8 protein-coding genes are annotated in these 11,390 nt (G+C 61.7%); 7 read left to right on the plus strand and 1 reads right to left on the minus strand.

The window, feature by feature from the left end; genetic code table 11:
* The coding region (locus VGG64_09495; GenBank protein ID HEY1599824.1) for a hypothetical protein at positions 1–316 on the minus strand (316 nt) is incomplete at its 3' end.
* Between the two features lie 204 nt (positions 317–520).
* Here VGG64_09495 and VGG64_09500 point away from each other — a divergent pair.
* The 7 genes from VGG64_09500 (at position 521) to VGG64_09530 (ending at position 11,371) form a co-directional block, all read left to right on the plus strand.
* Positions 521–1,534: a HEAT repeat domain-containing protein gene (locus tag VGG64_09500; GenBank protein HEY1599825.1), complete on the plus strand. Its 1,014-nt coding sequence runs from the start codon at positions 521–523 to the stop codon at positions 1,532–1,534.
* Positions 1,535–1,584: 50 nt separating this feature from the next.
* On the plus strand, positions 1,585–2,037 hold the full coding sequence (locus VGG64_09505; GenBank protein HEY1599826.1) for a ferritin-like domain-containing protein: 453 nt from the start codon (positions 1,585–1,587) through the stop codon (positions 2,035–2,037).
* Positions 2,038–2,668: 631 nt separating this feature from the next.
* Positions 2,669–4,153 (plus strand): hypothetical protein, encoded by a 1,485-nt coding sequence (locus VGG64_09510; protein HEY1599827.1) that lies wholly within the window; start codon positions 2,669–2,671, stop codon positions 4,151–4,153.
* A 237-nt stretch (positions 4,154–4,390) separates the two neighbouring features.
* Positions 4,391–6,199: a DNA helicase RecQ gene (gene recQ / locus VGG64_09515; protein HEY1599828.1), complete on the plus strand. Its 1,809-nt coding sequence runs from the start codon at positions 4,391–4,393 to the stop codon at positions 6,197–6,199.
* A 131-nt stretch (positions 6,200–6,330) separates the two neighbouring features.
* Positions 6,331–9,462, plus strand: coding sequence for a PVC-type heme-binding CxxCH protein (locus VGG64_09520; GenBank protein ID HEY1599829.1), 3,132 nt, complete (start codon positions 6,331–6,333; stop codon positions 9,460–9,462).
* Between the two features lie 63 nt (positions 9,463–9,525).
* Positions 9,526–10,605 carry a nitronate monooxygenase gene (locus tag VGG64_09525; protein HEY1599830.1) on the plus strand — a complete coding sequence of 360 codons (1,080 nt, stop codon included), beginning with the start codon at positions 9,526–9,528 and terminating at the stop codon, positions 10,603–10,605.
* A 127-nt stretch (positions 10,606–10,732) separates the two neighbouring features.
* A complete protein-coding gene (locus tag VGG64_09530) occupies positions 10,733–11,371 on the plus strand; it encodes a hypothetical protein (protein ID HEY1599831.1) in 639 nt (212 codons plus the stop codon).
* The last annotated feature ends 19 nt before the right edge of the window (positions 11,372–11,390 follow it).

Below are 11,390 nucleotides of genomic sequence, written 5' to 3' on the forward strand. Positions count from 1 at the left end.
CCGCATCGATTGACCTTAATCCAGGTCTCAGGTCGTACGAAAGCACCAGTGCGTACATCAGGCAGCCAGGCCCCGTAATGATCGTAGCACCGCCGCTGGTCCGGCGGATCACCGGGACGCTCGCCCGGGCGCAGGCGTCGAGTTGCACTTCCACCTCTGGACGCGACGAGCGGCCGAGGACCACCAGCGGGCTCGCCGGCTCCCAAAATCGCAACACCTCGAGCGGGTCGGGGCTCGCCTCGGCCTCGTCGAGCAAAGCCTCATCGAGCGCGATATTTTCGGCTGCCCCTGGTAACGTCAGATCAAGTAACAACATGCGAGTCCTTCGGGCGAGTTGCGATGGGCCGCCCCTTGCACGTAACGCCGCCGCTTGACGGAACTCCAACGCCCACTACACTTTCAGTATCAATCACTAGCCTGGATACAGGCTGCATTCCTGCGACGGCGCGCGAGCGCGCGGCCATCGCCACCTTCATCTTTTTTTGAGGCTGCTCCGCCGACTGGGACGACCGCTTTTAGTATGGCATTACCTTCGGACACGCATTCGTCGCCTTCGCCGTCGGGTCACGGCCTTCCGCCGGTCGAGCCCCCCAGCGCGCGGTTTATACTGCAGTTGTTCGTCGTGCCGGCGGTGATCGTCACCATCATCGTCCTGGTGTGGCTGTTGTTCAACTGGCTGGCACAGATGGGCTCGGATCCTACGAAGTACGTGGCGGCTTTACGCTCGAACAGCAAGGCCCGTTGGCAGGCAGCCGCCAGTCTGGCCGACGTGCTCAATGATGTCCGTAATGCTGACCTGAAGCGTGACCATCGGCTGGCCCAGGAATTGGCCACCTTGCTGAGCGACGAGTTACAGCGGCCCACCGATGCCGACGAGCAGGTCATGCTCGACGTCTACCTGTGCAGGGCACTGGGCGAGTTTTCAGTACCGGAAGTGGTGCCGCCGTTGGTCGAAGCGGCCGGTCGCACGCGCCCTGAGGATATCGGTGTTCGCCAAGCCGCGCTGGAAGGGCTGGCCGTGGTCGCCTCGAACTTGCCGGCTGCGGACAATCCTTATGCCAGCGACATGTCGCTAGCGCTCATTACGGCCGCCGGCGACGGAGACGCTCAAATTCGGTCGGCCGCGGCATTTGCACTGGGAGTGCTGGGGGATTCATCGTCCACAAATCAGTTGCAGAAGATGCTTAGCGACGTGTATCCAGACGTCCGCTACAACGCTGCGACCGGGCTCGCGCGTCACGGCCATGCCGGCGCATTGCCCGTCATCCTGGAAATGCTCGACCCGGCGGAGCAGGCCTCGCTAAAGCTGGAAACAGACGATCAAGCGCGTGAGTTCAAACGCAACCTGATCACTGTGAATGGACTGCAAGCTGCTGAAACGATCTATCGGGCTCTTCCCTCTACGGATCAACAGACGTTGCGCGGCGCCGTCGAGCGACTGACCGACAAAGAACAGCCCGCCGATATCCGTCTCAAGGCCACCGAGGAATTACGCCAATTCGAGGCCAACTCCGCGGCGGCGCCCGCCGCCTGAGAATCGAACATATAGCGCAAACCTCCTGCCACAACATGGGAGCGACCTTTATGGCGACAAACGAAGAAGTCATCGATCTGCTGCGGACGGCCTACTCGATGGAACTCGAGACGGTCATGAATTACATGGCCAATAGCATCAACCTTGATGGTGTCCGCGCCGAAGAGATCAAGAAGTCGCTGGCTCTGGACGTTACCGAAGAGCTCGGGCATGCCACCCAATTGGGACAGCGCATCAAGCAAATCGGCGGGCTGGTGCCGGGTTCGATGTCGATCAAACTTGGCAATCAGACGCAGCCATCGCCGAATACGACCGACGTGGTGGGCGTGATCAAAGCCGTGATCGCGGGCGAAGAAGCCGCCTGCGCACAATACAAGAAAATCATTCGCGCGACCGAGGGAGAGGACTACGTCACACAGGATCTGGCAGTCCAACTCCTCAAGGCCGAAGAAGAGCATCTGGTGCTGTTCAAAGGATTCTTGAAAGAGTACACGCAGAACTAGCGCGTGGTGGGGCCAATCACGACAGGGCCCATCTCATCAGTCCTGCTCCGGCCGGCACCGTCATGGTTCTTTCTGACATGGGCAACGCCCGTGTATGACGCTCGCCAGGACGCCGCGGCCGACTTGGAATGTGTTCGGGCTTCGGTTCGTTGCGGGCGCCCTTCCGGCCTCCCCTTCATTGAATTTCGGGACTCGTACAATCAAACTCCGATGGTCATGGGGTGATTGCACTAGGGACGAATAGGGAACATGATTGCCGGCGCGCTGCCCGCTAGCAGTCGTTCTCGATTCGGCGTGCGGCGACTTTACCGGATCTTCCGCAGGCGCAGTCTACGCAAAATATGCCGACGGGCGCGCTAGCGCCGTCGGTCCTGTCCGCTGGGAATCTTTAGTCATTTCTACGGCGCATAAGTCGCTGTCGCCGTGACAGTTCCGAGTGCTGTCGCCCGCGATGTTAAACTTTTCTGTTTGCAGATGCGCTATTATTCAGCCACATTCTGGTGAGGTAGTTTTTTGCTACGCAGCACTCGAAATATCGCGCGCCGCGGGTTGCCTGCGTCGGCACGTATTGAGCGCTATGCGCGACCTAGAGTTCGATGTGGAATAACTTTTGTTCGCAGTGGGACAGATCATGACATCTGCCAGAATCGTCTTCGTCGGCCTTACGCTTTTCACTGTCGCCGCGACCAATGCCGTGGCCCAGGAATGCTGCCAAACCTACCGGCTGCAGTGCCAGACGGTGTTTGAAGAGCGGCAGGTCACGGCCTATCGGCTGGGCGTAGAAACCGTGTATGACAAACGTCAGATCACGACTTTGCGACCGGTCTGGGAAACCGAACTGCGTGAGCGTCGTTACACGGTCGCCCGGCCGGTCATCGAGACCAGCGAGCGTGAAGAGCGCTACACGGTGCTCAAGCCCGTCTGGGAGTGCCAGATGCGCGACGCCAGCTACGACGTGGTGCGTGACGTCTACGAAACCAGCGAGCGTGAAGAACGCTTTGTCGTGCAGCGTCCGGTCATGGAGACGCAAGAGCGTGAAGAGCGCTACATCGTCCAGCGCCCCGTCACCGAGATGCAGGAGCGCGACGAGGTTTACACGGTCAATGTGCCGGTCACGACGTATCGACAAGTGCAGGTCGACCAAGGCGGCTTCGTCAACCAGCAAACCGTCGTCCCCGGACGCGTGACGAATCGCTTGCAATGGGTTCCCGGGGCGTGCGTTGCCGACCCCGCCAATGGCGCGCAGACCTATATGCGGCCCGGACTGATGTGGGTTCCGCAAAAGCAGCCTGATCAGGTGACGGTGAACCGCGTGTGGCAGCAGAATCTCGTCACGCAGCAGGTGCCGCAGACCGCCTTAGTGCCCCAACAGCAGGTCCGCAAAGTGCCGTTCCAGGTCTGCCGGATTGTCAACGAGGAAGTTGTCCGCAAGGTGCCCTTCCAGGTCTGCCGGGTGGTTAACGAAGAGCAAGTTCGCAAGGTGCCCGTCACCGTCTGTCGTCAGGTCACTGAACACGTAGATCGGCAGGTGCCCGTGCAAACCTGCAAAATGGTCCCGGAAGAAATCGTTCGTAAGATTCCCGTGCAGACCACGCGTTACGTCAATGAAGAGCGGGTCGAACAATTCCCAGTACGAGTTTGCCGGCAAGTCGCCGAGCAGCAAACCGTGCGTGTACCGCGGTGCATCGAGACGCGCACGCCGGTTACGTACACCTATCGCATTCCGCGTACGGTCATGTACAAGGTGCCTATCGTCGACCCCTGCAATCCCTGCTCGGCTGGTGCGGCGATGGTAGTCGCTCCGGCTCCCGCGCCAATGCAACCGTACATGCAATCGACTCCGCCGGTGCCCAGCCCGGCGCCGAACCAGTCCAAGAACACTTATGGTGATCAACGTCCGACGCCTGCCGGCACAGACGCGAACGGAGCCGACAAGGCGCCTTCGATCGGTCCCGAAGAGTCGGTCCCCCAGAACAAGTCGCAATTCGATACGACACCGGGCAATTCGCAACCGGGTGAACCTCAGATCGACGGCGCCGCGCCGAAATTCAAGAGCGGCGATTCGACCAATTCCGCTCGCGCACGAGCCAAGTCACTGCCCGGTTCGACTACCTAGCAAACGTGCCTGCCCGCGTACGGGCAGTCATCGCCAGATCACCAACCAGCGTGCAGGGCATGAGCTGCAAGTCGTGGCTCATGCCCTGGTTCGTTTTGTGGCGCTGCTGCTCGCTTCCTCCTCGCCTTCCCGCGTAAATGCCCTGTAGGTGGGTGTTGAGCAAGACCCCTGTCTGCGGTTATACACAGCCCCACGGCTTGTCTCGCTTGAATCGCAGGTCTATCCGAGGTCGATCGCTTGGAAGAACTTCGCGCCATTTTGCGCGCCTTTTGGGGCTTCGACGAGTTTCGTCCACTGCAGGCCGAGGCCATGCGCGCCGTCGTCGACTCGCGCGACTCGGTCGTGGTGCTCCCGACCGGTGGGGGCAAGTCGCTGTGCTTTCAGGCCCCGGCGATGTACCTGCCCGGCCTGGCTGTCGTGGTCTCGCCCCTCATCTCGCTGATGAAGGACCAGGTCGATGCGCTGATCGATTGCGGCGTGCCGGCGGCCTGCATCAACAGCACGCTCTCGACGAATGAGCGGCGGCGAGTGGCCGAGGAAATCCGCGGCGGACGGCTGAAGCTGCTGTACCTCTCGCCCGAGCGTTTGATGACGCCCGGCACTCTCGAGTTCTTGCGCCGCGCGAACCTATCGTTCATTGCCATCGACGAGGCGCATTGCATCAGCGACTGGGGGCACGATTTTCGGCCCGAATACCGCGAGTTGCGACTGCTTAAGGAAACGTTTCCCGGAATCGCCCTGCACGCGTACACGGCGACGGCGACCGAACGCGTGCGCGATGACATTGCCAGGCAATTGCAGCTGACAACCCCCGAAATCCTCGTCGGTTCATTCGACCGCCCGAACCTGGTGTATCGCGTCATGCGTCGCACCGATCGCATGAAGCAGATCTGCGAGGTGATCGACCGCCACGCCGGCGAGTCCGGCATCGTCTACTGTATTCGTCGCGCCGACGTCGAGGAATTGTCTGCCAGCCTGCAGTCGTTGGGCCATCGGGCGCTCCCCTATCACGCTGGCATGCCCGACGAAGACCGTCGCCACAACCAAGAGGCATTCATCAACGATCGGGCCCAAATTATCGTGGCCACCGTGGCCTTTGGGATGGGCATCGACAAGTCGAACGTGCGCTACGTGATTCACGCCGGCGCGCCAAAATCGCTGGAAAGCTATCAGCAAGAGAGTGGCCGCGCCGGCCGCGATGGTCTCGAGGCGGAGTGTTGCCTGTTCTACTCGGCCGGCGATTTTCTCACTTGGCGAAAGCTCCAGCAGGATCTCCCTCCTCCCGCGGCACAGGCGGCCACCGAACTGCTGGCAGGCATCGAGCGGCTGTGCGTGGGCACCAGCTGCCGGCACCGGACCATCGTCCGCTACTTTGGTCAGGATTTGGCGGCCAGTTGCAGCGCCTGCGACGTCTGTTTGGAAGAGCTCGATTTCGTCGCCGACGCGCTCGTCATCGGCCAAAAAATTCTCTCCTGCGTTCTTCGCCTCCGCGAGAGCTATGGCGCCGGCTATACGGCCCTGGTGCTGATGGGCTCCCGCGAGCAACGCGTGCTGGAACAACAGCATGACCAACTGAGCACCTATGGTCTGCTGTCCGAGCATGATCGAAGAGACGTACGCGCCTGGATCGAGCAGTTGGTCGATCAGCAATTTCTGATCAAGGAAGGCGAATTTTCGGTCTTGCACGTTTCGGCCGAAGGGCGTCGATTGTTGCGCGGCGAGGTCACGCCGCAGTTGCTAAAGCCCGCTGGCCGGCGTCGGCGAGAATCAAAGGCCTCGGTCGATTCTTGGGACGGAGTCGACCGTGGCCTTTTTGACACGCTCCGCGCGTGGAGACGGCGCAAGGCAGAGGAACGAGGCATCCCGCCATTCATTGTCTTCGGCGACGCCACCTTGCGCGACCTGGCTCGTCGTCGGCCGTCGTCTCTCGATAGATTGTTGGGAATACACGGGATAGGCGAAAAAAAGAGTGCCGAGTATGGCGCCGAGTTGCTGGACGAGGTGGCCGCCTATTGCCAGCAGTCACGCGTGCGTCTGGACGCGTGACTGCTGGCTGCCGGCGGACGCCCGGTCTTCTAACCCTCGCGTCAATCTTGCCACCGCCGTTTGGGCGAGTTGGTCTGCGTCCTTGATGCGTTTAGAATGAATCGGCCTTTGCCCTCATTGCGAGAAAAAACATGACCAACATGCTGCCGATCTTCTTGGTTTGCGCCCTATCCGCCGACCCCACGGTGACCACAACAACCACGGACGCGGCGCCGGCTCTCAAACCGGGAATGCATGCCGTCTCGCTGCCGAACCACACGTTCACGCTTCCGGAAGGTTTCGAGGTCGAGCTAGTGGCCGGTCAGCCGCTTATCGAGCGCCCCATCCATGCCGACTTCGACGAGCGTGGTCGGCTGTACGTTTGCGAGTCGTCGGGCACGAACGATAAAGTTGAAAAGCAACTTGCCGAGCGCCCGCACTGGATTTTGCGGCTCGAAGACACAGATGGCGACGGCCGCTTCGACCGGAGCACAAAATTTGCCGACAGGATGATGTTCCCGGAAGGGATGATGTGGCTCGACGGTTCGATCTATGTCGCCGCTCCTCCCAGCATTTGGAAGCTCACTGACACTGACGATGATGGTGTCGCCGACCAACGCGAGGAATGGTTCCAGGGAAAGACCTTGGGCGGTTGCGCCAATGATCTACACGGTCCCTACGAAGGGCCAGACGGCTGGATCTATTGGTGCAAAGGGGGCTTTGGCGCGCAGACCTACGATCGGCCGGGCAAGACCCCCTTCAAAACGCGCGCGGCGCACATCTTTCGCTCGCGTCGCGATGGCAGCGGTATCGAGCCTGTCATGACCGGCGGCATGGATAACCCTGTTGAGGTGGCCTTCACTTCTGGCGGTGAGCGCATCTTCACCACTACCTTCTTTCAACACCCAGGCGGCGGCAAGCGCGACGGGCTGGTTCACGCGATCTATGGCGGCGTCTACGGCAAGGTTCACGGTGTGATCGACGGGCATCCACGTACGGGCGAATTGTTGGAACCGCTCGCACATTTGGGCGCTGCGGCTCCTTCGGGGCTGATGCGCTACGAGTCCCGCACTTTTGGCGATGATTTCGAGGGGAACCTCTTTGCCGCACTGTTCAATCTTCACAGGGTGACTCGGCACGTGCTGTCGCCGCAAGGCGCGACGTTCGCCTCGCGCGACGAAGATTTTTTGGTGTCGGACAACCTCGACTTCCATCCGACCGATGTGTTGGAAGACGCCGACGGCAGCCTGATCGTTATCAACACGGGCGGTTGGTACAAGCTCTGCTGCCCGAGCTCACAGCTTTGGAAGCCCGAGATCGCCGGCGGTATTTATCGCGTGCGCCGCACGGCCGCTAAAAAAATCGATGATCCGCGCGGCTTGGCGTTCGACTGGGAAAAAGCTTCGTCCACAGAACTGGCACGACTGTTGTCCGATGCACGCCCAGCGGTCCGCAGACGGGCAATGCACGTGTTGGCCCGGCAGTCGGAAAAATCGGTGCCGGCACTGGCTGCGACACGAAGCAAATCCGAGGACGCTGCCGCCCGTTCCCGCGCCGTCTGGACGCTGGCGCGCATCGAAGGACCGCAGGCACGCGCCGCCATACGCGGCGCGCTCGCCGACGCCGATGAGATTGTCCGTCAATCGGCCATTCACGCCGTGAGCGTGGCGCGCGACAAAGACGCCGTACCGCAACTGATCGAGATTCTGCGTCATGGCGCAGTACACAATCGCCGTGCAGCAGCCGAGGCCCTCGGCCGGTTGGAGAACTCTGCCGCTGTGCCGGCTCTATTGGCCGTGGCAGGCGAAGAACTCGACCGCACGCTGGAGCATTCCGTAACATTCGCGCTCATCGAATTGGCGGCGCCAAAGGAAACGGCCGCAGGTTTGACGAATGCAAATCCACGCACGCGCCACGCCGCGTTGTTGGCCATGGACCAAATGACAGGTGGCGGGTTGCAGCCGGCGATGGTCGCCGCCTTACTAACGTCGCCAGAGCCCGGCGCACGTGAAACCGCGCAGTGGATACTCGCCCGGCATTCCGATTGGGCCGAGGCGCTGGTGCCGTGGCTCGATCGTCAATTGGCAGGCGGCGCCCTACGGGGTGACAACGCCGAGATCATTACCAATTTGCTGGCCCAATTTGCGGCGAACGAAAAGGTACAAGCGTTGCTCGCGGCGCAGCTCGCCGACCAGGGCACTACCGCGGCCGAACGCCGCAACGTATTGCAGGCAATGGCCCGCAGCGGTCTGAAGGCCCTGCCCGCGGCGTGGGTTAAGCCATTGGCGGATTCCGTCGGGGACGACAGTTTGCTTCCACTCGTGGTTGCCGTGGTGCGCGCCGTTCCGGTGGCACCCGGTGCGGGAGCCGAGTTGCGCGACGCATTGCTAACCGTTGCCGCCAATGATCGATTGACTGTTGGTGTCCGGCTCGACGCCCTTGCGGCCGTACCAGGCGGCCTGGAAAAAGTTGGGCCGACAGTTTTCGATTTTGTGCATCAGAATCTTGCCAGCGATCGGCAGGTCTCCGTGCGGCTTGCCGCGGCCGACGTGCTGTCCAAGGCCCAACTCGACGAGGGACAGCTCGTCACCCTGGCCGACGCAGTCCGCGCGGCTGGACCACTCGAGATCGAACGATTGATGACCCCCTTCAGCAAAAGCGCAAGCGACAGGGTGGGCGAGACCGTGATTGCGGCGCTTGCTAGCTCGGCCGCGTTACCCAACGTGCGCCCCGAAACGCTACAAGAAGTGTTCAAGGGCTATAAACCGGCAGTGCAGGACCAGACGCAAGCCCTGTATCAGCTCCTGGAAGCCAGCGCAGAAAAGCGCAAGGCCAAGATCGAGGAACTGTTGACGCTCTTGCCGCAAGGCGACATCACGCGGGGCCAGCTCGTTTTCAACGGTCAAAAGGCCGCCTGCTTTAGTTGTCATGCGATCGGATATCTAGGCGGGTCGATCGGTCCGGATCTGACGCGGATAGGACAAATTCGCAGCCCGCGCGACATGCTCGAGGCGATCGTATTCCCCAGCGCTAGCTTCGTGCGTAGCTACGAGCCAATGACAATTTCGACCACCGGGGGCCAGGTCTATAACGGCATCGTCCGCAAGGATGCGCCTGATGAAGTTATCCTCGTTCTGAATGCCAAAGACACCGCGCGGATCAGCCGGGACGAAATCGACGAGATGATACCCGGCACTGTGTCCATCATGCCGGCCGGCCTCGATCAGCAACTCTCGGCTCAGGAATTGGTGGATTTGGTGACGTTCCTCAGAGCGTCGAAATAGGCCGGCTGCCTTTGCGCCACACGGTTGCTTGTTGTGCCAGAAGCTCAGGCGTATATTCGCGCCATGGCTAACTTTCAGACTCCGCGGATTCGTGTCCAGGCGTTTTGCGAGCGATTTGGCTTGCGGTTGCCGATCCTTCTCGCGCCCATGGCCGGAGTTCCGGCGCCGGCACTCTCGATCGCCGTTGCCAACGCCGGGGGCCTGGCTGCCTGCGGCGCTGTGCTGATGCAACCCGACGCGATCTTGCAATGGGCTCGGACGTTTCGCGCGGGCAGTGACGGCCCTTTTCAATTCAATCTGTGGATACCGGATCCGGTGCCACATCGTGACCAAACGCACGAGGCCTTGGTGCGTGAGTTTCTCGCCCAATGGGGTCCGCCGGTTTCCGCCGAGATGGAGGTGGCCACGCTACCGAGTTTCGACGCACAATGTGCCGCTGTGCTCGAAGCCGCGCCGTCGTTTGTGTCGTCGGTCATGGGGGTCTACCCCGATCGGTTCGTCGCGCAACTCAAGGACCGCGGGATCCGCTGGTTTGCCAATGTCTCGACCGTTGCCGAGGCCCGCACGGCCGAGGCGGCCGGCGCCGACGTGATCGTGGCGCAGGGAATGGAGGCGGGCGGACATCGCGGCAGCTTTGACGCTGCTAGCGCCGAGCGCGAGTTAGTGGGCCTGTTCGCGCTCGTGCCGGCAATCGTCGATGCAGTACGCATTCCCGTGGTGGCGACCGGGGGCATTGCCGACGCCCGGGGCATCGCAGCGGCACTCGTGCTCGGTGCGTCGGCCGTGCAGATAGGCACGGGCTTTTTACGTTGCCCCGAAGCTGGCATCCCGTCGGCCTGGGCCGATACGCTCGCCCAAACGTCTCCGGAAGGGACCATGCTCACCCGCGCATTTAGCGGCCGGGCTGGTCGCAGTATCGCCACGGCCTATGCCCGAGCCGCAGCGGGCCACGCTGCACCCGCACCGGCCCCTTACCCGATCCAGCGAGCGTTGACCAAAGCGATGCGAGAAAAGGCGAATCGCGACGGAGATATCGAGCGGATGCAGGCCTGGGCCGGGCAAAGCGCTGCACTGGCCCGAGCAGAGCCGGCCGCAACCTTGACGACCCGATTATGGCAGGACGCCCAGCCTCTATTGGCCTGAAATTTGCCTCTGGAGAGCAACCTATAGTTGTGATGGTTAAGCACTATAGGCGGTGCGTTGCTACGGAGTCGATCTGAAGCCGCGATCTGAACGGAGCGGTAACAGTTGCCCTTGTTGCCGGTTGCAAATGAATCGCCGCCGCTTTGTCTTCTGGATCAGCCTGGGGATCTTTGGACTCGCCGAGAAACTGCGCGCGGGCGCCCTCGACGAATTGGCGGCCAGCATCCTGCGCTCGACCGGGTCCAAAAGGATCGCGCCTGCGGAATCGACCTCGGAGGCAGCGGCCCCCGAGCATTGGACCTCGGCTACCAATAACACGTGGCATTGGTACGAGCGCGAGAAATTTATCGAGGGGCGCTGGAAGCTGACCGGCATCACGACCCCGATCAACAACTTTACCGGCGAGCGGTATGCCGGCCGCAATGGCTACCTGGACGAGAGCCTGGTCCCCGCGGAAGTTCGCGGTGGTTACGAAGAGGATCGCGATGTCGTCGTCGAGGACTCAGGCCCGGAGACCGCTCCAGGCAAGCCGGATCCGGCGCGCCGCGCGCGGCACGGGCGCCCGCCCAGCAAGTGGCTGCGAAGCTTGCACGCGGACGAGCTGCGCATCTGGCTCAGAACGATCGATGTGCCCGAGGCGGGTGTCAGCGGCATGAGCTTTCTCACGCATCTGACGCGCGACCATTCGTTTCGCGAGGCCAACGTTATCGACCTCACCAGCGACGAGCAGGCGCTACTGCACGCGGCGGCCCACTACGGCTATTGATCAGCCGCGCAACGACATC

The organism is Pirellulales bacterium (assembly GCA_036490175.1).
In the GTDB taxonomy this organism is placed as follows: Bacteria; Planctomycetota; Planctomycetia; order Pirellulales; family JACPPG01; genus JACPPG01.

What these genes read in the sequence shown, in the direction of transcription:
- VGG64_09500 (HEY1599825.1), top strand. Translation starts at nt 521, where the DNA reads ATGGCATTACCTTCGGACACGCATTCGTCGCCTTCGCCGTCGGGTCAC.
- VGG64_09505 (HEY1599826.1), top strand. Translation starts at nt 1,585, where the DNA reads ATGGCGACAAACGAAGAAGTCATCGATCTGCTGCGGACGGCCTACTCG.
- VGG64_09510 (HEY1599827.1), top strand. Translation starts at nt 2,669, where the DNA reads ATGACATCTGCCAGAATCGTCTTCGTCGGCCTTACGCTTTTCACTGTC.
- VGG64_09520 (HEY1599829.1), top strand. Translation starts at nt 6,331, where the DNA reads ATGACCAACATGCTGCCGATCTTCTTGGTTTGCGCCCTATCCGCCGAC.
- VGG64_09525 (HEY1599830.1), top strand. Translation starts at nt 9,526, where the DNA reads ATGGCTAACTTTCAGACTCCGCGGATTCGTGTCCAGGCGTTTTGCGAG.
- VGG64_09530 (HEY1599831.1), top strand. Translation starts at nt 10,733, where the DNA reads ATGAATCGCCGCCGCTTTGTCTTCTGGATCAGCCTGGGGATCTTTGGA.